This is a genomic window from Aeromonas sp. D3 (assembly GCF_027705025.1).
Taxonomy (GTDB): domain Bacteria; phylum Pseudomonadota; class Gammaproteobacteria; order Enterobacterales; family Aeromonadaceae; genus Aeromonas; species Aeromonas salmonicida.
In genome coordinates this window covers 1-19,918 of the sequence record NZ_JAPDBE010000062.1, presented here as the reverse complement: position 1 = coordinate 19,918, position 19,918 = coordinate 1, and the positions used below count along the sequence as shown (strand labels likewise).

Annotated in this window: 19 protein-coding genes; 7 read left to right on the top strand and 12 right to left on the bottom strand. The window is 59.8% G+C overall.

What is annotated here, in order from left to right; genetic code table 11:
* The 3 genes from OKC28_RS21850 to glyQ form a co-directional block, all read right to left on the bottom strand.
* Positions 1 to 188: hypothetical protein (locus OKC28_RS21850; protein WP_270691091.1), on the bottom strand; the 188-nt coding region annotated here is incomplete at its 3' end.
* A gap of 109 nt (positions 189 to 297) precedes the next feature.
* Positions 298 to 2,367, bottom strand: a complete 2,070-nt coding sequence (glyS, locus tag OKC28_RS21845; protein ID WP_270691090.1) for a glycine--tRNA ligase subunit beta — start codon at positions 2,365 to 2,367, stop codon at positions 298 to 300.
* Positions 2,368 to 2,376: 9 nt separating this feature from the next.
* Entirely contained in the window at positions 2,377 to 3,300 is a 924-nt protein-coding gene (glyQ, locus tag OKC28_RS21840; RefSeq protein ID WP_005320598.1) for a glycine--tRNA ligase subunit alpha, read from the bottom strand.
* A gap of 221 nt (positions 3,301 to 3,521) precedes the next feature.
* Here glyQ and OKC28_RS21835 point away from each other — a divergent pair, with 221 nt between their 5' ends.
* Both OKC28_RS21835 and OKC28_RS21830 read left to right on the top strand, forming a co-directional pair.
* The gene (locus OKC28_RS21835; protein ID WP_021140657.1) at positions 3,522 to 4,094 is read left to right on the top strand and encodes a DNA-3-methyladenine glycosylase I; all 573 of its coding nucleotides are present in this window, start codon (positions 3,522 to 3,524) and stop codon (positions 4,092 to 4,094) included.
* Positions 4,095 to 4,349: 255 nt separating this feature from the next.
* On the top strand, positions 4,350 to 5,006 hold the full coding sequence (locus OKC28_RS21830; protein WP_021140658.1) for an OmpA family lipoprotein: 657 nt from the start codon (positions 4,350 to 4,352) through the stop codon (positions 5,004 to 5,006).
* 73 nt (positions 5,007 to 5,079) lie between these two features.
* On the opposite strand, the gene OKC28_RS21825 is transcribed toward OKC28_RS21830, so the two are convergent.
* Positions 5,080 to 5,427 carry a RidA family protein gene (locus OKC28_RS21825; protein ID WP_021140659.1) on the bottom strand — a complete coding sequence of 116 codons (348 nt, stop codon included), beginning with the start codon at positions 5,425 to 5,427 and terminating at the stop codon, positions 5,080 to 5,082.
* 19 nt (positions 5,428 to 5,446) lie between these two features.
* Positions 5,447 to 5,692: a sulfurtransferase TusA gene (gene tusA / locus OKC28_RS21820; RefSeq protein WP_005320582.1), complete on the bottom strand. Its 246-nt coding sequence runs from the start codon at positions 5,690 to 5,692 to the stop codon at positions 5,447 to 5,449.
* A 171-nt stretch (positions 5,693 to 5,863) separates the two neighbouring features.
* Here tusA and OKC28_RS21815 point away from each other — a divergent pair, with 171 nt between their 5' ends.
* On the top strand, positions 5,864 to 6,055 hold the full coding sequence (locus OKC28_RS21815) for a hypothetical protein (RefSeq protein ID WP_005320579.1): 192 nt from the start codon (positions 5,864 to 5,866) through the stop codon (positions 6,053 to 6,055).
* Between the two features lie 74 nt (positions 6,056 to 6,129).
* Here OKC28_RS21815 and OKC28_RS21810 read toward each other — a convergent pair whose 3' ends face one another.
* The 7 genes from OKC28_RS21810 to OKC28_RS21780 form a co-directional block, all read right to left on the bottom strand.
* Positions 6,130 to 7,368 carry an ABC transporter substrate-binding protein gene (locus OKC28_RS21810; protein WP_096117895.1) on the bottom strand — a complete coding sequence of 413 codons (1,239 nt, stop codon included), beginning with the start codon at positions 7,366 to 7,368 and terminating at the stop codon, positions 6,130 to 6,132.
* Complete coding sequence (locus OKC28_RS21805) at positions 7,365 to 7,499, bottom strand: hypothetical protein (RefSeq protein ID WP_256686280.1); 135 nt, start codon at positions 7,497 to 7,499, stop codon at positions 7,365 to 7,367. Before OKC28_RS21805 ends, OKC28_RS21810 begins: the two co-directional genes overlap by 4 nt.
* Before the next feature lie 4 nt (positions 7,500 to 7,503).
* Entirely contained in the window at positions 7,504 to 8,949 is a 1,446-nt protein-coding gene (locus OKC28_RS21800) for an ATP-binding protein (protein WP_256686278.1), read from the bottom strand.
* Between the two features lie 51 nt (positions 8,950 to 9,000).
* Entirely contained in the window at positions 9,001 to 9,723 is a 723-nt protein-coding gene (locus OKC28_RS21795) for a response regulator (protein WP_005320571.1), read from the bottom strand.
* A gap of 286 nt (positions 9,724 to 10,009) precedes the next feature.
* On the bottom strand, positions 10,010 to 11,173 hold the full coding sequence (fadA, locus tag OKC28_RS21790) for an acetyl-CoA C-acyltransferase FadA (protein WP_256686275.1): 1,164 nt from the start codon (positions 11,171 to 11,173) through the stop codon (positions 10,010 to 10,012).
* A 21-nt stretch (positions 11,174 to 11,194) separates the two neighbouring features.
* Positions 11,195 to 13,342, bottom strand: coding sequence for a fatty acid oxidation complex subunit alpha FadB (gene fadB / locus OKC28_RS21785; RefSeq protein WP_256686273.1), 2,148 nt, complete (start codon positions 13,340 to 13,342; stop codon positions 11,195 to 11,197).
* A 202-nt stretch (positions 13,343 to 13,544) separates the two neighbouring features.
* Entirely contained in the window at positions 13,545 to 15,482 is a 1,938-nt protein-coding gene (locus tag OKC28_RS21780; RefSeq protein WP_256686271.1) for an acetoacetate--CoA ligase, read from the bottom strand.
* A gap of 190 nt (positions 15,483 to 15,672) precedes the next feature.
* Here OKC28_RS21780 and pepQ point away from each other — a divergent pair, with 190 nt between their 5' ends.
* From pepQ to hemG, 4 genes are read left to right on the top strand one after another with little or no spacing between them, the layout of a single operon-like run.
* Positions 15,673 to 16,995: a Xaa-Pro dipeptidase gene (gene pepQ, locus OKC28_RS21775; RefSeq protein ID WP_256686269.1), complete on the top strand. Its 1,323-nt coding sequence runs from the start codon at positions 15,673 to 15,675 to the stop codon at positions 16,993 to 16,995.
* A complete protein-coding gene (locus OKC28_RS21770; protein ID WP_265453217.1) occupies positions 16,995 to 17,612 on the top strand; it encodes a YigZ family protein in 618 nt (205 codons plus the stop codon). Before pepQ ends, OKC28_RS21770 begins: the two co-directional genes overlap by 1 nt.
* Before the next feature lie 36 nt (positions 17,613 to 17,648).
* Positions 17,649 to 19,106 carry a TrkH family potassium uptake protein gene (locus OKC28_RS21765; protein ID WP_219593152.1) on the top strand — a complete coding sequence of 486 codons (1,458 nt, stop codon included), beginning with the start codon at positions 17,649 to 17,651 and terminating at the stop codon, positions 19,104 to 19,106.
* A gap of 7 nt (positions 19,107 to 19,113) precedes the next feature.
* Positions 19,114 to 19,638, top strand: a complete 525-nt coding sequence (hemG, locus tag OKC28_RS21760; protein WP_005320546.1) for a menaquinone-dependent protoporphyrinogen IX dehydrogenase — start codon at positions 19,114 to 19,116, stop codon at positions 19,636 to 19,638.
* Positions 19,639 to 19,918: the final 280 nt, after the last annotated feature.

Sequence of the window (19,918 nt, the reverse complement as noted above, 5' to 3'; positions counted from 1 at the left end):
ATCGGCTCAAACATGAAGAAATGAAATGACTGAGTCAGCCGAGAAGAATTTCCCCGCTTATTCGCACCTTCCCTAGATATTTTTTGAAGAAGGGTAGAAATGTTTTGTATGCTATCTTTTAAATCAATGCTATCAAACTTAAATGGATCTTCAGGGGGGATGGATATAAAATTTGGTTTTATTTTCATGATTAAGCCCATGTGTGAAAGAAATACTTTTTTATACGCCAACGAGCAATTAATGCAATAAAAAAGGCGCCTTTCGGCGCCATTTTGAGATATTGCTAACAAACCGTAATCACTGCAGCAGGGAGATATCCGCGACTTGCAGGAACAGGTTGCGCAGGTTGTTCAGCAGCGCCAGACGGTTGGCCTTGAGAGCCTCGTCGTCGGCCATCACCATGACTTCGTTGAAGAAGGTGTCGACCGGCTCGCGCAGGGCGGCCAGACGGGTGAGGGCAGCCTGATAGTCACCGGCAGCGAACAGCGGCGCCAGTTCGGCTTGCAGGGCAGCAACCTGAGTGGCCAGCGCCTTCTCGGCGGCATCGACCAGCAGTTCCGGTTTGACGGCAGTCGGCAATTCGCCTTCAACCTTGGCCAGAATGTTGCTGACGCGCTTGTTGGCAGCAGCCAATGCCAGTGCGGCATCCAGGCTGCGGAAGTGGCTGACGGCCTTGACGCGGCGATTGAAGTCGAGCGGACGGGTCGGGCGGCGGGCCAGCACGGCCAGCACCACGTCGGCACCTATGCCTTCGTCCTGATAGGCGGCGCGGAAGCGGCCCAGCATAAAGTCGACCACGTCGGTGACGACGGTGTTGTTGGTCAGCTTGTCGCCGTAGACGCGTACCGCTTCTTCAACCAGTTCAACCAGATCCAAGTCCAGCTGCTTCTCGGTCATGATGCGCAGAGCACCGATGGCGGCGCGACGCAGAGCGAACGGATCTTTGTCACCTTTGGGCAGCATGCCGATGCCGAAGATGCCGGCCAGGGTGTCGAGCTTGTCGGCCAGCGCGACGGCGCAGGCTTCCAGCGCGGACGGCAGGGCATCACCGGCGAAGCGCGGCATGTACTGCTCATTCAGGGCCACGGCCACCACTTCGTCTTCGCCGTCGTGACGGGCGTAGTGCATCCCCATGACACCCTGGGTGCTGGCGAACTCGCCGACCATGTTGGTCATGAGATCACACTTGGAGAGCAGACCGGCACGCTTGGCCTGAGCCACATTGGCACCGATGCGCTCGGCGATAAAGCCGGCGACGGTCCCGATGCGCTCGACCTTGGCCTTGACTGTGCCGAGCTGTTGCTGGAAAAGCACGGTTTCAAGGCGCGGCAGGCGGGAGGCCAGCGTCTGCTTCAGGTCGGTCTTGAAGAAGAACTCGGCGTCAGAGAGACGGGGGCGAACCACCTTCTCGTTGCCGCTGATGATCTGGCTCGGGTCTTTCGACTCTATGTTGGTGACGAAGATGAACTTCGGCAGCAGCTTGCCGTTCTTGTCGTAGACCGGGAAGTACTTCTGGTCACCCTTCATGGTGTGAACCAGCGCTTCAGCGGGAACGGCCAGGAACTTCTCTTCAAAGTTGGCGGTTAGCACTACAGGCCACTCGACCAGTGCGGTGACCTCTTCCAGCAGGGCGTCGTCCAGATCGGCAACGCCACCGAAGGCGGCAGCGGCCGCTTCGGCGTCAGCCTTGATCTTGGCCTTGCGCGCCATAAAGTCGGCAACCACTTTGCCTTTTTCCAGCAGGATCTGCGGGTACTGGCTGGCGTTGTCGATGGTGAATTCGGGCTCGCCCATAAAGCGGTGACCGCGAATGGTGCGGGCAGAGTCGATACCCAGAATGTGAGCGGGAACCAGATCCCCATCCAGCAGCAGGGTCACGGTAAAGACCGGACGCACGAACTGGATGGTCTTGTCGCCCCAGCGCATCATTTTCGGGATGGGCAGCTTGGCCAGTGCCTGGCTAACCAGCTCGCCCAGCAAGTCTTTGGCCGGACGGCCTTCGACCTTGGCGGTGTGAACCAGCCACTCACCCTTGTCGGTGACCAGACGCTCGGCCTGCTCAACTGTGATGCCGTTGCCACGGGCCCAGCCTTCGGCAGCCTTGGTCGGCTTGCCTTCGGCATCGAACGCCTGGGAGACGGCCGGGCCGCGCTTCTCGACGCTCTTGCTCGGCTGTTCGCCAGCCAGCGCGTGTACCTTCAGCGCCAGGCGGCGCGGTGAGGCAAACCACTCGACGTCGCCGAAGGCCAGGTCGGCCTTGGTCAGCTCGGCTTTGAAGTTGTCGGCAAAGGCTTCGGCCAGGGAGCGCAGGGCTTTTGGCGGCAGCTCAGCTGTGCCGATCTCTACCAGAAATGTATGTTGTGCCATGTCCGTTCCTTAACCTTGCTTGTTCTCAGTGCGCTTGCACATGGGGAAGCCCAGTGCTTCGCGGGAGGCATAGTACGCCTCGGCCACGGCCTTGGTCAGGGTGCGAATGCGCAATATGTAGCGCTGACGCTCGGTGACCGAGATGGCCTTGCGGGCATCCAGCAGGTTGAAGGAGTGGGCAGCTTTCAGAATGCGCTCGTAAGCGGGCAGCGGCAGCGGTGTTTCCAGTGCCAGCAGGTGCTGGGCTTCCTTCTCGTACTGCTCGAAGCAGTGGAACAGGAAGTCCACGTCGGCGTGTTCGAAGTTGTAGGTGGACTGCTCCACTTCGTTCTGGTGGAACACATCGCCGTAGGTGGTCTTGCCCAGCGGGCCATCGGACCAGACCAGGTCATAGACGCTGTCCACGCCCTGAATGTACATGGCCAGACGCTCGAGACCATAGGTGATCTCGCCGGTCACCGGCTTGCACTCCAGGCCGCCAACTTGCTGGAAGTAGGTGAACTGAGTCACTTCCATGCCGTTGAGCCACACTTCCCAGCCCAGACCCCAGGCACCCAGCGTCGGGTTTTCCCAGTTGTCTTCCACGAAGCGGATGTCGTGGATTTCAGGATCCATGCCCAGCTCTTTCAGCGAGCCCAGGTAGAGTTCCTGAATGTTGTCGGGGGACGGCTTGATGATCACCTGGAACTGGTAATAGTGCTGCAGGCGGTTCGGGTTTTCACCGTAGCGGCCGTCGGTCGGACGGCGGGACGGTTGCACGTAGGCACAGGCGATGGGCTCCGGGCCCAGAGCGCGCAGACAGGTCATGGGGTGTGAAGTACCGGCACCCACTTCCATGTCCAGCGGCTGAATAATGGTACAGCCCTGGCGGGACCAATAGTCCTGCAGCTGCAGGATCAGGCCCTGAAAGGTTTTGACATCGAATTTTTGCATAGTGTTTTTCGCGCGAAGTGAAATCAGAGCAAGATTTGCTGAATGTGAACCGAAGGAGTATACCGTCTGGCATGGTCGGATAATAGGCGAAATTGTAGGGGATTCATGGGGCGGGGCTGCGCCGGGCCTGGTTGGCCCGGGATGGAAGCCCCCTCATGTGGCCGATGAAATCCCCTTGTCGGACAGAGAGTCGGGCAGAGAAAAATAACAGGAGACGAAGAATGGAACTGCGCTGCGCCTGGGTGACCAAGGACCCGGAATATATTGAATATCATGACAAACAATGGGGCAGGCCGGTTTATGACGCCCGCGAGCTGTTTGCCAAGCTCTGCCTCGACGGCCAGCAGGCGGGGCTGTCGTGGATCACCATCTTGAAGCGCACTGACAGCTACTACCGCGCCTATGCGGACTTTGACCCCGTGCTGATCGCCCGGTTCGACGAGCAGGATGTGGAGCGGCTGATGCAGGACACCGGTATCATCCGCAACCGCCTCAAGGTGCAATCGATCATCAAAAACGCCCGCGCCTATCTGGCGTTGCAAGAGCAGGGGATCGACTTCGCCGATTACCTGTGGGCCTTTGTCGGCGGCGCCCCCATGGTCAACCAGCGGCAGGGCAACGGCGATATTCCGGCCACATCAAAGGAGTCGGATGCCATGTCCAAGGCGCTCAAGAAGCTCGGCTTCAACTTCGTCGGCAGCACGATTTGCTACGCCTTCATGCAGGCAGTGGGGATGGTGAACGATCATCTGGTCAGCTGCCCCTGCCACGCCGAGTGTCAGCAGCCCGCCTGAGGCTGCTTATCGTCAGCGTCAGACTCCCGCCAATAGGCTATCGGTCACGCCGAATGGCCTGGGGGGGTCGGCCATCCTCTTCCTTGCGACAAATTCGGCTGCATTTGTAGCCGAATTTGGCCCGCCAAGCGCCGCTGGTGCGCAAAAAATGCTCACTCTCGCCAGCCGTTCAGACCTGCGTCAGACAATGGCGTGATGGCGCGTTACAATCCTGCCCCCGGCATGGTGCCGGACTGTATTCATAGAGGTTTTTTCATGCGAGCCAAGATACTGGTGCCAGCCCTGGCACTGACCATTGCCCTGAGTGGCTGTACTACCAATCCCTATACTGGCGAACAGCAGACTGGCAAGGCCGCCTGGGGTGCGCTGGCCGGCGCTGCGACGGGCGCCGCCGTGGGGGCGCTCTCCTCCAGCAAGGGGGATCGCAAGAAGGGTATTCTGACTGGCGTGGCCGCCGGCGCCGCCCTGGGTGGCGGTATCGGTTACTACATGGACGTGCAGGAAGCCAAGCTGCGCGAGAAGCTGCAGGGCACTGGCGTCAGCGTGACCCGCAATGGCGACGAGCTGATCCTCAATATGCCGAACAACGTCACTTTCGATAGCTCCAGCGCCCAGCTGAAAGCGGCCGGTGCCAATACCCTGTCCGGCGTTGCCATGGTGGTTGCCGAGTTCGACAAGACCCGCCTGAACGTGGTCGGTCACACCGACAGCACAGGCTCTCGCGATCTGAACATGAAGCTCTCCGCCCAGCGTGCCGATGCCGTAGCCGCCCAGCTGATCGGCCATGGGGTAACGGGTAGCCGTATCTCCACCCAGGGTGTGGGCCCGGATCAGCCGGTTGCCACCAACAGCACTGCCGCTGGCAAGGCTCAGAACCGCCGGGTGACCATCACCCTGATCCCGACCGCGTAAGTTGTCCCAGTTTGTGGTAACGAAAAGGCCCCGCCAGTGATGGCGGGGCCTTTTGCTATCCGGTGTTGCGGACTTAAACGGCCGCAGTCAGCTGCACTTCCACCTTGTAGCCTTCATGGGCAAGGCGGGCTTGTACGCAGGCGCGTACCGGTGCCGTGCCAGCCGGGATCCAGGCATCCCACTGTTCGTTGAAGGCGGCGATATCCGCGATGTCCTTCAGATAGATGTTGGCCATCAGGATCTTGTCGACCCCGGAGCCGTTGGTTTCCAGCAGGCGCTGCAGGCTGGTCAGCACTTCGCGGGTTTGCTGGTGAATGTCGGCGTCGTCCGTGGCGGGCACTTCCACCACGTAGAGGGTGCCGTTGTGGATGACCACGTCTGACCAACGCTGGGTGGTACCGATTCGGGTAATGGCTGTCATGTTTGCTCCGAAACTGGGCTTATTGACCCTTGCGGATCAGATAGCGGTAGGGGGCCTGCTCTGTCTCGCTGGCGACCAGGGTGTGATCCATAAAACGGCAGAAACTGGGGATGTCGCGAGTGGTTGAGGGATCGTCGGCGCTGACCAGCAGAGTCTCGCCCTGGGCCATCAAGCGCACTTTTTTACGCACCATCATCACGGGTTCCGGGCAACGAAGCCCGATCGCATCCAATTCATGGGTTGCGTCGCAGAATAAAGCACTCATCAATAATCAACCTTCAACCTATTCAGCTGCCAATGATACTCAAGGCGAAAAAATAATCAAACAATGAGGCCTTAATGCAGCATATGTAACCAAAGTGTGATCTGGCCCTACCCACATCTCGCCTTATGAGTAATATAAAAATTGAATCATATTCAACAAGGAGGTGTGAATATGCAGGTCTCCTACGGCAGATTGCAAGCCTACGCAGGCATGGGGTTCTTGGCTTTCGCCATGATAGTGATGGGCAGCCCGATCGGTAATACCGGCACCTGGTTCGGTGCCATGGTGATGATAGGGCTGGGGCTCTGGATCGAGCTCAGCGATTACTACGACGAAGATGAGGACGAGAACGACAATCCTTGAACAGTCAGCTTTTCCCACAATGACAAAGGCGGATCACCATCCGCCTTTGTTGTTTCTGGCTGTCGAGAAAGGGACTAGCGGGTCGAGCGCATGGCCCGCTCCAGATGCAACGCCGTCTGCTGCGGATTGGCATTGGGATCGTTGAAGAAGTTGCTCAGCACATCCATGATCGCCTGGCGCATGTTGGTCGGCGTTGCCATCCCTTCCGCCATGCTGGGCAGCAGATTGCCCTCTCGCTCCGCCAGCAGGAAATCCTGATAGGAGCGCAGGGCGCAGCGATCGAACTTGCTCATGTCCGGCTTGGTGAGGGCGGGGATCGAGCCCTTCACCCGGTTGAACTCCTGCTGGAATTTCGGCGTCATCAGCAGCTGGGCCAGTTCACCCTGTGCCTGCAACTGGGCGGGATCCCGCTGCTTGAACATGGCGATGGAGTCCAGGTTATAGCTGAACAGACCGTCGCTGCCCGGGCTGGGCAGACACTCTATGTCTTCCCCGGGCCTGTAGTTGCTCACGCTCAGCTCCCCCTTCACCCAGTCCCCCATCAGCTGCATGGCGGCTTCGCCGGTTTCCAGCTGGGTGGTCGCTTGATGCCACTTCAAACCGACGAAGCTCTTGGGTACGTAGGCGCGCAACTGCTGGAAGCGGGTCAGCACCCGTACCATGTCGGGGCCGGTCAGGGTCGCGCCGTCCAGTTCGACGAAGGCCTTGCGATAGAAATCCTTGCCTCCCTCCCCCAGCGCCACCGTTTCGAACAGCACCGCCAGCTGCCAGGGTTCGTTGCCGATGGCGAGCGGTGTGATGTTCTGTGCCTTGAGCTGCTCTGCCACCACCACGAACTGGTTCCAGTCGGTGGGCGGGGTCAGCTCCAGCTTGTCGAACACCTTGCGGTTGAGCCAGAGCCAGTTGACGCGGTGAATACCGGTGGGCACCGCCATCAGGGCACCATTCTGGCTGAGGGTTTCGCGCACCATGGCCGGTAGCTGCGGATACCAGCCGAGGTGTTCGGCCATGGGGGTGAGGTCGCGCAGAAAGCCGAGTCCGGCCCACTCCCGCAACTCGTAGCCCTTGAGGTGTGCCGCTTCCGGCGGGTTGGCCGCCAGCGCCCGGCTCTTGAGTACCGTCATGGCGCTCTTGCCGCCGCCGCCCTGCACCGCGAAATCGTTCCACTGGTTGCCCTGCTCGGTCCACTCGGACTTGAGCACCTCCACCGCCTTGGCCTCGCCACCGGAAGTCCACCAGTGCAGCACCTCCACCTGGGAGGCGCCTACAGGCAGGGAGAGCAGGGCGACAATGGCAAACGGGAACAACTTCATACTGTGACAGCCTTGAGTGAAGGAGAGTGGTCGGTGCCGACCGCACGCCACCCGTGCAGCACCCCGACACGCTGGGAGGCGGCAACGGGCGAAGAGATCAGGGCGATGACAGAAAAAGATAACCACTTCATAAGGTTACTGCCTTGGTAGGGAGAGGGTGGCCTGCAGGCCGCCCTGCGGGCGATTTTCCAGCACCAGATCGCCGCCGTGGGCGTGGGCTATGTTGCGGGCTATGCCCAGACCAAGGCCGGTACCGGCCAGATCCGTGCTGAGCCGGTAGTAGGGCTCGAAGATGCGCTCGAACTGATCGTCCGGCAGGCCGGGGCCCTCATCCATGATGAAGAGGATCAGCATCTCCTCGTCGTCCATGATGATGATGCGCACCTTCTGGCCGTATTTGATGCCGTTGTCCACCAGGTTGCCGATGCAGCGCTTGAGCGCCAGCGGCTTGCCACGGTAGAGCTGCTTGCAGTGGCCCTCTATGGTCAGCCGTTCGTCATGCAGGTTCATGGACTCGGCCATCTGCTCCAGCATGGCGTCTATGTCCAGCTGCTCTATGTTCTCGTGGATGTCGGTGTCTTTCACCGTCTGCAGCGCCCCTTTGACCATCAGCTCCAGCTCGTCCAGATCCTTGTTGAACTTGCCGATCTGCACCTCGTCGTCGAGCAGTTCGACTCTCAGCCGCAGCCGGGTTATAGGGGTCTTGAGATCGTGGGAAATGGAGCTGAACAGTCGTTCTCTATCATCGATATAACGGCGGATGCGGTGCTGCATGATGTTGAAGGCGCGGGTCGCCGCCACGATTTCCGATGCCCCTTCCTCTTTGAGGGATGGCTGGTCTATATCCTTGCCCAGGTTGACCGCCGCCTTGGCGAGCCGACGCAGCGGGCGGGTCTGCCAGCGCACCAGCAGGAAGGTGAAGAAGCAGAGAAACACCGTCATCAGGGCGATGAAACGCACCTGGTTGCTCGGCATCACTGTATCGTCGAGGGTCATGTATGGGGCGGGCAGCAGGGCTGCCAGGTAGAGCCACTCGCCGGGTTCTATCTCGATCTGGGTCACCAGCACGGGCGGATTGAGCGGTTCCAGCGACAGGGTATAGCGGGCCCAGGAGGAGGGCAGATCCGCCAGCAGGGTGTCGTTGTTGAAGACGTGCAGGTCCTCGGGTCGGGAGAAATCCACCTTGATGGCCATGGCGTCCGAGAGCTTGCGGACCAGCACCCCCTGCACCTCTTTCAGCACCAGCGTCTTGCGCTCGCTGTCGGGGATGGCGCTGATGTGGATCTCTTCCTCGTTGAGTGACACGAAGAAGCGGCTCCCCCCCATATTGCGCAGCTGATCCAGCGCGATATGGCGGTACTGCAGGGGCAGGGATTTGAAGAAGTTGACGGTGGAGGCGGCCGACAGCGCCAGGTTGCGGGTGGTGCTGAGCATGCCCTCCAGCTCCCGCTTCTGGATCTGCTGCATCCAGATGCCGGTGAGTATGGTCTGGGAGAGCAGGATGGCGAGCAGCAGCAACAGCAGCATCCGCGACAGCAGGGAGCGGGGGACCAGCACCCGCCAGAACCAGCCACTCCTCATGGGATCTCGTGCCTTTTGTCGATCAGCATGCCGTTGCTACCTTTTTACCCTTCACGGGATCTCGTGTACTTCGGCAATCAGCATATAGCCACTGCCGCGTATGGTCTTGATGATGCGCGGGCTCTTGCCGTTGTCACCCAGTTTCTGGCGCAGACGGCTGATCTGCACGTCGATGCCGCGCTCCATCGGCAGGCTCTCGCGGCCCCGGGTGGCATCGGAGATGGTGTCCCTGTCCAGCACCACGCCGGGTTGCTGCAGGAACATGCCGAGCAGCAGGGCGTCACTGCCGGAGAGATCCAGCAAGCTGCCATCGTCGTGGGTCAGCTGGTGGCTCAGGGTGTCCAGGGTCCATTCGGCAAAACGCAGGCGGCGGCTCGGTTCTTTTTCTTTTTCCGGCTGGCGGAATTCGGCGCGGCGCAGCAAGGCCTTGATGCGAGCCTGCAGCTCGCGCGGGCTGAACGGCTTGGCGATGTAGTCGTCGGCGCCGAGTTCGAGGCCGATCACCCTGTCTGCCTCATCGGAGGCGGCGGTCAGCATTATGATGGGTACCTGGGAGTCGCGACGGATCTGTTGGCACAGGGTAAAGCCGTCGTCGCCGGGCATCATGATATCGAGAATAATCAGGTCCGGGCTGTGCAGGGCGAGCTGCTGGCGCATCTCGTTGCCTTCCGCCGCCGTCAATACCTGGAAACCGGCCCTGGTCAGGTATTCATTGAGCAGCTCGCGGATCTCTTGGTCGTCGTCGACGATCAGCAGTTGTTTGCTCGTTGACATATGTATGTGCATCCACCCATTTTTTTGTGCAGATTGAACCTGTCGGGGGAGCAAAAAGCAAGCAAGCCCCCCATCTAATGTGAGGTTATGGGCAATATCCTCCCATATAGCGCTCTCTAAATAAAAAAGGCCGACCCAAACGGGGCGGCCAACGCGCAGATTCCGACGACAGGAGATCACCCCGTGTGGCGATCTCGACAGACTCGATGACGGGCCGGCAAGGCCGACCCCAAAAAAGACAATTCTGGCTCGCCCTCACTGTCGCAGTGAGGGCGAGCCGTTGACATCACACCCGTTCGAACACTGTGGCTATGCCCTGGCCCAGACCGATGCACATGGTGGCAAGACCCAGATTGGCATCCTTCTCCTCCATCAGATGGATCAGTGTGGTGGAGATGCGGGAGCCGGAGCATCCCAGCGGGTGACCCAGAGCGATGGCACCACCGTTCAGGTTGACCTTCTCTTCCGCCACGTCCAGCAGTCCCAGATCCTTGACGCAAGGCAGTGACTGGGCGGCGAACGCCTCGTTCAGCTCGACCAGATCGATATCGCCTATGGTCAGACCGGCACGCTTGAGCGCCTTCTGGGTAGCAGGCACAGGGCCATAACCCATGATGGCGGCATCGCAACCGGCCACTGCCATGGAGCGCACCCTGACGCGCGGAGTCAGCCCCAGCGCCTTGGCCCGATCCGCGCTCATCACCAGCATGGCGGAGGCGCCGTCGGACAGAGCCGAGGAGGTACCGGCGGTGACTGTGCCGTTGGCCGGGTCGAACACAGGGCGCAGCTGGCTCAGGGTTTCGACCGTGGTCTCCGGGCGGATCACCTCGTCGTAGTCGTAGAAGAAGCGGGCGCCGCTGGCGTCATGCCCTTCCAGACCGACGATCTCTCTGGCAAAGCGCCCTTCCACGGTCGCGGCATAGGCGCGGCGGTGGGAGCGGGCGGCAAACTCGTCCTGCTGCTGGCGGCTGATACCGTGCAGCTTGCCCAGCATCTCGGCGGTCAGCCCCATCATGCCGGAGGCCTTGGCCACCGACTTGGCCATGCCGGGGTGGAAGTCGACTCCGTGGCTCATGGGCACATGGCCCATGTGCTCGACACCGCCGATGATGAAGATGTCCCCATCACCCACCTGAATGGCGCGGGAAGCGTCATGCAGCGCCTGCATGGAGGAGCCACACAGCCGGTTGACGGTGACAGCACCTACCTGCTTGGGGATCCCCGCCAGCAGGGCGGCGTTACGGGCTATGTTGAAACCCTGCTCCAGGGTCTGTTGCACGCAGCCCCAGTAGATGTCCTCGATCTCGTTCGGGTCGAGGTTGGGGTTGCGCAGCAGGATGGAGCTCATCAGGTGCGCGGACAGATCTTCTGCACGCACGTTGCGGAAGGCGCCGCCCTTGGACCGGCCCATGGGGGTCCGGATACAGTCGACAATGACTACGTCTTTCATGAATGGATCTCCTTTCCGCAATCAGTAGAAGGTTTTGCCCTGGGCGGCCATCTCGCGCAAGCGGTCGCTGACACGGTAGAGCGGGCCCAAGTCGGCATACTGGTCGGCCATGGCCACGTAACGATCCAGACCAATGGTGTCCAGATAGCGGAACACGCCACCACGGAAGGGAGGGAGGCCCAGACCATAGACCAGCGCTATGTCGGCCTCGGCCGGCGTGGCGACTATGGCCTCTTCCAGGCAGAGCACCACCTCGTTGATCATGGGGATCATCATGCGGGCTATGATGGCTTCCTTGTCGAAATCCTGTTTCGGCTTGGCAATGGGGGCCAGCAGCTCGTAAGCGGCCACATCGGCCACCTTCTTCGGCTTGCCCTTCTTGTCCTGCTCGTAGGCGTAGAAGCCCTTGCCATTCTTCTGACCGAAGCGGCTGGCGTCGTACATCACATCGATGGCGGTACGGCCTTCCTTGCTCATGCGAGCCGGGAAGCCCTGCGCCATGACGTCACCGGCATGGTGACCTGTGTCGATGCCGACCACGTCCAGCAGATAGGCGGGGCCCATGGGCCAGCCAAACTCCTTCTCCATCACCTTGTCGACGACGGCAAAGTCGGCGCCATCGGCGACCAGCTTGTTGAAGCCGAAGAAGTAGGGGAAGAGTACCCGGTTGACGAAGAAGCCCGGGCAGTCGTTGACCACCACCGGTGACTTGCCCATGGCGGCGGCATAGGCCACCACGCGGTTGATGGTTTCATCGGAGGTCTGCTCGCCGCGGATGATCTCCACCAGTGGCATGCGGTGCACCGGGTTGAAGAAGTGCATGCCGCAGAAGTTCTGCGGACGTTTCAGCCCCTGGGCCAGCAGGGAGATGGGGATGGTGGAGGTGTTGCTGGCGAGCACGGCGTCGTCACCGATAATGCCTTCCACTTCGCCCAGCACGGCGGCCTTCACCTTGGGGTTCTCGACCACGGCTTCGACCACCAGATCCACGTGCTTGACGTTGTCATAGCTCAGGGTCGGGGTAATGGCGGAGAGCACCTGGCCCATCTTGATGCCATCGATGCGGCCCTTCTCGAGCTGGCCGTTGAGCAGCTTGGTGGCTTCACCCATGCCCAGCGCCAGCGCTTTCTCGTTGATGTCCTTCATCACAGCCGGAATGCCCTTGCTGGCAGACTGGTAGGCGATGCCGCCACCCATGATGCCGGCGCCCAGCACGGCGGCGTGGCTAGTGGCCTTAGCAGCCTGCTTGGCGGCCTTCTTGGCCAGCGCCTTGATGTGCTGATCATTGAGGAAGATGCCGACCAGCGCCTTGGCGACGTCGGTCTTGGCCAGCTTGATAAAGCCTTGTGCCTCGACCACCAAGGCCTCGTCACGGCTCATACCGGCGGCGGCTTCGACGGTTTTCACCGCTGTCATGGGGGCCGGATAGTGCTTGCCCGCCACGGCGGCAACCATGCCGGCGGCGGTGCTGAAGCTCATCATGGCTTCCAGCTTGGAGAGACGCAGCGGGGCCTTCTTGGCGGCGCGACGACTCTGCCAGTTCAGCTTGCCAGCGATGGCATCTTTCATCATCTGCACGGCGGCGCTGTGCAGTGCCTCTGGCGCGACCACGGCATCGACGGCACCCACCTTGAGGGCGTCATCGGCACGGTAATCCTTGCCTGTGGTGATCCACTCCAGCGCGTTGTCGGCACCGATCAGGCGCGGCAGACGAACCGTGCCGCCAAAGCCTGGCATGATGCCGAGTTTGGTTTCCGGCAGGCCGATCTTGGCGCTGGTGTCGGCCAGACGAAAATCGGTAGAGAGTATGGTCTCGCAGCCGCCGCCCAGGGCGTGGCCCTTGATGGCAGAGAGGGTCGGCACCGGCAGATCTTCGATGGCGCTGAAGATGTCGTTGGCCTTTTTCAGCCAGCCGAGCAGATCTTCTTGCGGCAGATCGAACAGTTCTAGGAATTCGGTAATGTCGGCACCGACGATAAAGGCGTCTTTGCCGGAGGTGAGGATCAGACCCTTCAAATCGGCTTGTTGCTGTAATGCGGCGATCGCTTCGCTCAGTGAGAGCAGGGTAGCGCGATCCAGCTTGTTGACTGAACCCGGGGCATCAAACCTCAGTTCGGCAATGCCGTTTTCGAGGTAGCTGACCGACAGGGTTTCGCCTTGGTAGATCATGAGAGTGTCTCCTTGTTCCCACTCGGTGGGGGGTGTTGCTCCTTTATCCCCAGCAGGGGGCGAGGCTCACTATTGATCCAAAAGAAGACAATTTCAACACCTATTTAAAACATTTGTTTAACAGGTTTCGAGTAAAAGCTCGCCTCAGGTTAACAGTCAAAATAAAGGCGTCTGATGACGCCTTTATTAATCTTGAACCTTGTCAGCTGGCTAGTTCAGGCCTATCCCGATACTGGCTCAGCACGTCGGGATCGGCGAGGGCATGAGTATTGTTGACGGGTCTGTTGTGCACCACTTCCCGCACTGCCAGCTCCACTATCTTGCCGGACTTGGTGCGGGGGATCGCATCCACCTGCAGGATACGGGCGGGTACGTGGCGGGCCGTGCAGTGCTGCCTTACTTGCTGGCGGATGCGCTCGCGCAGGGGCTCGTCCAGCTTGATGCCGGGCTTGAGCTTGACGAACAACACTACCCGTTCGTCCTGCTGCCACTGCTGGCCTATGACTATGCTCTCTTCCACCTCGTCCAGCTGCTCCACGTAGCGGTATATCTCGCTGGTGCCGATGCGCACGCCCCCCGGATTGAGAGTGGCATCGGAGCGGCCATAGAAGAGGATGCCGCCGGTGTCGGTCAGCTCGATCCAGTCGCCGTGGCACCAGATGTTGTCGAACCGTTCGAAGTAGGCGGCGTGGTATTTGTCGCCGCTGTCGTCCCCCCAAAAACCGATGGGTTGGGCCGGGAAGGGCTTGGTGCAGACCAGTTCCCCCTTCTCGCCCTGCACCGGCTGGCCTGCCTCGTTGAACACCTGCACCGCGAGGCCTAGCCCGCGTCCTTGGCTCTCGCCACGGTAAACGGGGCTGATGGGGTTGCCGATGACGAAGCAGGAGCAGATGTCGGTGCCGCCTGAGATGGAGCTGAGTTGCACATCCTGCTTGATCTGCTGATAGACGTAGTCGAATCCCTCCGGCGACAGCACGGAGCCGGTGCTGCAGATGAGCCGTAGCTGTGGCAGCTGGTGGGTCTTGATCGGGGCATAGCCCTGCTTGTGCAGCGCATCCAGGTATTTGGCCGAGGTGCCGAACAAGCTGACCTGCTCGTCGCGGGCCAGATCCCACAGCACATTGCCGTCCGGGTAGAAGGGGGAGCCGTCGTAGAGCACCAGAGTGGCGCCGGAGGCGAGCGCGCTCACCAGCCAGTTCCACATCATCCAGCCGCAGGTAGTGAAGTAGAACACCCGCTCCCCCGGCTTGATGTCGCAGTGCAGCTGGTGCTCTTTCAGATGTTGCAGCAGGGTGCCGCCGATACCGTGCACGATGCATTTGGGCTTGCCGGTGGTGCCGGACGAATAGAGGATGTAGAGCGGATCGTTGAAGCCCATGGGGTCGAAGCGAAGGACGGCGTCCGGCTGGCTGGCCAGCACTTGCTGCCAGTCGTGGCCCAGTTGCAGGGGATTGCCGAGCAGGGGGATCATCACCGTCTGCTCTATGCTGTCGATCTGGCTGACCACGCCGGCCACCTTGGCCTGGATGTCGATGGCCTTGCCGTTGTAGCGATAGCCGTCCACCGCAAACATTACCCTGGGCCGAGTCTGGCCGAAGCGCTCCACCACGCTGGCCTCGCCAAAGTCGGGGCTGGTGGAGGTCCAGATAGCGCCCAGGCTGGTGGTTGCCAGCATGGCCACCACGGTTTCCGGGATATTGGGCAGGTAGGCGGCGACCACGTCGCCCCGACCTATCCCCTGGCTGCGCAGCCACTGGGCCAGCCGGGCCACCTGATCCGCCAGTTCACGCCAGCTCATGGTGCGGCTTGGGCTGCCTTCGATGCGGGAGATAATGGCCGGACTCTCATCCTGGCGGCGCAGCAGGTTTTCGGCGAAGTTGAGTCGGCTATCGGGGAACCAGCGGGTGCGCTGCATATCCTGGCGGTTCTCTGCCACTATGTCGCCGAGTTCCCCTTTGACACCGCAGTGCTGCCACACCAGAGGCCAGAAGCGGGTGGTCTTTTCCACCGACCACTGATAGAGCTGGGCATAGCTGTGCAGTTGCAGGCCGTGGAAGCGGTTGACCTCGCCCATAAACTGCTGGAGATTGGATTGTTGAATCCTGTCCTGATCCGGTTGCCACAGGCAAAGATTGTGCATGAGTAGTCCCTGACTGCATGTATCTACCGGCAGTGTATTGAATTGTTTTTTATTTGTTAATGATTGGTTTTTGTTTCATAACAAAAGCTTTGTAACGTATGCGTTACCTCACGAAGCGATAGCTTGACGGTTCGAGCCTTGATTCGCTTGATGTTATGCTGAAATCACATTTCTCCCGGAGCAGGACGCCATGAGCAGCTACAGCCAACTTTTTGCCCAGCACCTCGATACCTTGCAGCATCGCACCCGCGACATACTGCAACAGCAGGGGCTCAGCGGCCTGGCCATCCACTCCGGCCAGACTCACCGTATCTTCCTCGACGATCAGGATTATCCCTTCAAGGTGAATCCGCACTTCAAGGCCTGGCTGCCGGTGCTGGACAATCCCCACTGCTGGTTGCTGGTGGATGGTGTGAGCAAACCGGTGTTGCTGTTCTACCGGCCGGTGGATTTCTGGCACAAGGTGGCAGAGCTGCCCAATGCCTTCTGGGTCGACTTCTTCGACATCCGCTTCCTGACGAGGCCGGAGCAGATCGCCGATCACCTGCCTGCCAGCAAGCAGGAGTGGGCTTATCTGGGCGGTCATCTGGAAGTGGCCGAGCTGCTGGGGCTGGGTCAGCCCAACCCGGAAGCCGTGCTCAACTATCTGCACTATCACCGCGCCTACAAGACCCCCTACGAGCTGGAGTGCCTGCGCGAAGCGAATCGCATCGGTGTGCGTGGCCACATCGCGGCCAAGGACTCCTTCATGGCGGGGGCGAGCGAGTTCGAGATCAACCTGGCTTATATGAAAGCCGTTGGCCAAGGGGCCAATGACGCGCCTTACGGCAATATCGTTGCCATCAACCGCAATGCAGCCATCCTCCACTACACCCATCTTTCCGCCCTGCGTGTGCCGGATGCGGAACGTTACTCCTTCCTCATCGATGCAGGGGTGGACTTTCACGGTTATGCCTCCGACATTACCCGCACCTGGGCCTGGCGCAGGGGCGAGTTTGCCGATCTGATTGCGACGCTGGACTCACAACAGCAGGAGATTATCGAGGAGATCAAGCCGGGTCGGCGTTACAGCGAGCTGCATCTGCAGATGCACCACAAGCTGGCGCGACTGCTGCAGTCCGTGGAGCTGGTGGACATGTCAGTGGATGAGATGATCCACACCGGCGTGACCAATGTCTTCTTCCCCCACGGCCTGGGTCACTTCCTTGGCCTGCAAGTCCACGACGCGGGCGGTTTCATGCAGGATGAGCGCGGTACGCACCTGTCTGCCCCCGAACAGTTCCCCTACCTGCGTTGTACCCGGGTGATGGAGGTGGGCCAGGTGTTTACCATAGAGCCGGGTCTCTACTTCATCGACAGTCTGCTGGAGCCACTGCGTCAGAGTGAGCAGGGCAAACGGGTCAACTGGAACAAGGTGGAAGTGCTGCGTCCGTTCGGCGGCATCCGCATCGAGGACAACATAGTGCTGCATGCCAACGGGGTGGAGAATATGACGAGACAAGCGGGTCTCTGATGGCGGCTGGCTATTCCATCCCTGCCTTGCCGCTGGAGCTGAGTGAAGAGATCAAGAAGAGCCGCTTCATCACGTTTATTGCCCATACACCGACGGTCGAGGCGGCCAAGGTGTGGGTAAACGAGATAAAGCAGTTGCACCCCGGGGCCCGGCATCACTGCTGGGCTTTTGTTGCCGGGGCGCCGCAAGATAGTCAGGCTTATGGCTTCAGCGATGATGGGGAGCCATCGGGGACTGCTGGCAAGCCTATGCTGGCCCAGCTGATGGGATCCGGGCTGGGTGAGATAGCCGCCGTTGTGGTGCGCTACTACGGTGGCGTGCTGCTGGGTACCGGCGGTCTGGTCAAGGCCTATGGTGGCGGTGTCGGTGCAGCCCTCAAGCGACTCGAGACTCAGGTCAGGCATCAGCAAACCCCTTCTCTCATCCAGTGTGATTACACCGACATGGGCGCGGTAGAGGCGCTGCTCAGCAGTCATCACGGTCAGGTACTGGATGCCGATTATGGTGTTCGTGTCACTTTGCAGGTCGCGTGGGAATCCTCTGTTTGGTCCCAGGTTGATCGGGAATTGACCGACCGAACCCATGGACGGGTATCCCTTCGCTCCTTAGATGGCTAGAATCCATCGCTCTTTTAGCCTGAAGAGGGAGCCGGAATGCACATTCTGAGCATTATTCGCATCGTTGGCCTGCTGGTTGCGCTGTTCAGCTCGACCATGTTGTTGCCCGCCATGGTTGCGTTTGGTTATCGGGATGGTGGTGGTGCCGAGTTCGTCAGCTCCTTTTTTATCGCGCTTCTGCTTGGCGTGCTGCTCTGGTTCCCCAACCGCCACCACAAGAAGGAACTCAGATCGAAAGAGGGCTTCCTCATCGTCGTCTTGTTCTGGACTGTGCTGGGCAGTGTGGGCGCAGTCCCGTTCATTATTGGCGACGTCCCCGGTATGTCGGTCTCGGAGGCCTTTTTCGAATCTTTCTCCGGCCTGACCACCACGGGAGCAACCGTGCTGACCGGGCTGGATAACCTGCCCAAGGCCTTCCTGTTCTATCGTCAGTTGCTGCAGTGGCTGGGGGGGATGGGGATCATAGTGCTGGCAGTCGCCATCTTGCCGCTGCTCGGCATCGGTGGCATGCAGCTTTATCGTGCCGAGATCCCGGGGCCGGTCAAGGATACCAAGGTGACGCCACGCATTGCCGAGACTGCCAAGGCGCTCTGGTTCATCTATCTGTTGCTGACCATGCTCTGCGCCCTTGCTTACTGGCTGGCGGGGATGTCGCTGTTTGACGCTATCTGCCACTCCTTTTCCAGCCTCTCCATCGGCGGTTTCTCCACCCACGACGACAGTATCGGCTTCTTTAACAGTCCGGCGATAAACCTCATCACAGTGTGCTTCCTGCTGATCGGCAGCATCAACTTCGGCCTGCATTTCATGGTGTTTACCCATACGCCGGTGCGCTTGCTGAGCTATCTGCGCGATCCTGAAGTAAAAGTGTTCCTCGGTATCCAGCTGTTCCTGTTTTTGTTCTGCGCGGCCGTACTGCTGCATCACAACCACTATGAACATTGGCAGGAGACCCTCAACCACGCCCTGTTTCAATCGGTATCGCTCGGCACTACCACGGGTTACAGCACCACCAGTTATGCGGATTGGCCCTCTATCCTGCCCATGATGCTGATGTTCTCTTCCTTTATTGGTTGTTGCGCCGGCAGTACCGGAGGGGGCATCAAGGTGATGCGCTTCATGATCCTGTTCATGCAGGGGGTGCGGGAGTTGAAGCGGCTGGTGCATCCGCGCGCCGTCTATACCCTCAAGCTGGGCCGCAAGGCGGTGTCGGATCGTATCGTCGAGGCAGTATGGGGTTTCTTCGCCACTTACATTATTCTGTTTGTGCTGTTCATGCTGGCACTGATCGCCACCGGGATGAATGAGGTGACCGCTTTCTCTGCTGTGGCGGCGACGTTGACCAACGTGGGACCGGGTCTGGGGGATGTGGCCTCCAACTTTGCCGGTACCAGCGCCGCAGCGAAATGGATACTGATCCTGGCCATGTTGTTTGGTCGATTGGAAATTTTCACGCTTCTGGTACTGTTTACCCCCGCATTCTGGCGTAGTTGAGGTTGTTATGGACAAGATTCTGGTGCTTTATTCCTCTCGGGACGGCCAAACCCGCAAAATCATAGATGTCATGCTGGAGGAGATGCCGGGATGCGAGGTGGTGATGCATGATCTGCATACCCTGCCCATGTGCAACCTCAGCAAGTACAAGAAGGTGCTGATCGGCGCATCTATTCGTTATGGTAATTTTCATCCCAGCTTGCTCAGCTTTATCCACGCTCATCAGGAGCAGCTGGAGGTGGCCAACGCTGCCTTCTTCTGCGTCAATCTGACCGCGCGCAAGCCGGAGAAACAAACGCCGCAGACCAATGCCTATATGAAGAAGTTCCTGCGCCTCTCTCCCTGGAAACCCAAGACCCTGGGAGTGTTTGCCGGTGCGCTTCAGTATTCCCGTTATAACTGGTGGCAGACCCGTATCATTCAGCTGATCATGAAGATGACAGGTGGTAGCACGGATACCAGCAAGGATCTCGAATTTACCGATTGGGAAAAGGTGCGCAGTTTTGCCCGGGAATTCTGGTCAAAAAGATAGCAACCTGATGTGAATACAGGGTTTATTGCCCGAAGGAGCCTCGTTGATGCGGGGCTTTTGTTTAATAAAACAACGGTTGAACCGCAAAATCACAAAAAATGCCATTTTTTGCAGTTTTGCCCTTGTCATCCCGGCGCGGCTCCCTATAATGCGCCCCTACCAGCACGGCGGAACACGCCGAACTGATGAGCCAGCTTCCTTGCGAAGCCGGCGCCGAAAGAAAAGCGAAAACAACCGCTTGACTTTCGAAGTGAGGAGCGTAATATGCGCCTCCTCAACG

Bases quoted from the DNA above. Each gene is read 5' to 3' on its own strand.
- glyS (WP_270691090.1), bottom strand. From the start codon at position 2,367: ATGGCACAACATACATTTCTGGTAGAGATCGGCACAGCTGAGCTGCCG.
- glyQ (WP_005320598.1), bottom strand. From the start codon at position 3,300: ATGCAAAAATTCGATGTCAAAACCTTTCAGGGCCTGATCCTGCAGCTG.
- OKC28_RS21835 (WP_021140657.1), top strand. From the start codon at position 3,522: ATGGAACTGCGCTGCGCCTGGGTGACCAAGGACCCGGAATATATTGAA.
- OKC28_RS21830 (WP_021140658.1), top strand. From the start codon at position 4,350: ATGCGAGCCAAGATACTGGTGCCAGCCCTGGCACTGACCATTGCCCTG.
- OKC28_RS21825 (WP_021140659.1), bottom strand. From the start codon at position 5,427: ATGACAGCCATTACCCGAATCGGTACCACCCAGCGTTGGTCAGACGTG.
- tusA (WP_005320582.1), bottom strand. From the start codon at position 5,692: ATGAGTGCTTTATTCTGCGACGCAACCCATGAATTGGATGCGATCGGG.
- OKC28_RS21815 (WP_005320579.1), top strand. From the start codon at position 5,864: ATGCAGGTCTCCTACGGCAGATTGCAAGCCTACGCAGGCATGGGGTTC.
- OKC28_RS21810 (WP_096117895.1), bottom strand. From the start codon at position 7,368: ATGAAGTTGTTCCCGTTTGCCATTGTCGCCCTGCTCTCCCTGCCTGTA.
- OKC28_RS21805 (WP_256686280.1), bottom strand. From the start codon at position 7,499: ATGAAGTGGTTATCTTTTTCTGTCATCGCCCTGATCTCTTCGCCCGTT.
- OKC28_RS21800 (WP_256686278.1), bottom strand. From the start codon at position 8,949: ATGAGGAGTGGCTGGTTCTGGCGGGTGCTGGTCCCCCGCTCCCTGCTG.
- OKC28_RS21795 (WP_005320571.1), bottom strand. From the start codon at position 9,723: ATGTCAACGAGCAAACAACTGCTGATCGTCGACGACGACCAAGAGATC.
- fadA (WP_256686275.1), bottom strand. From the start codon at position 11,173: ATGAAAGACGTAGTCATTGTCGACTGTATCCGGACCCCCATGGGCCGG.
- fadB (WP_256686273.1), bottom strand. From the start codon at position 13,342: ATGATCTACCAAGGCGAAACCCTGTCGGTCAGCTACCTCGAAAACGGC.
- OKC28_RS21780 (WP_256686271.1), bottom strand. From the start codon at position 15,482: ATGCACAATCTTTGCCTGTGGCAACCGGATCAGGACAGGATTCAACAA.
- pepQ (WP_256686269.1), top strand. From the start codon at position 15,673: ATGAGCAGCTACAGCCAACTTTTTGCCCAGCACCTCGATACCTTGCAG.
- OKC28_RS21770 (WP_265453217.1), top strand. From the start codon at position 16,995: ATGGCGGCTGGCTATTCCATCCCTGCCTTGCCGCTGGAGCTGAGTGAA.
- OKC28_RS21765 (WP_219593152.1), top strand. From the start codon at position 17,649: ATGCACATTCTGAGCATTATTCGCATCGTTGGCCTGCTGGTTGCGCTG.
- hemG (WP_005320546.1), top strand. From the start codon at position 19,114: ATGGACAAGATTCTGGTGCTTTATTCCTCTCGGGACGGCCAAACCCGC.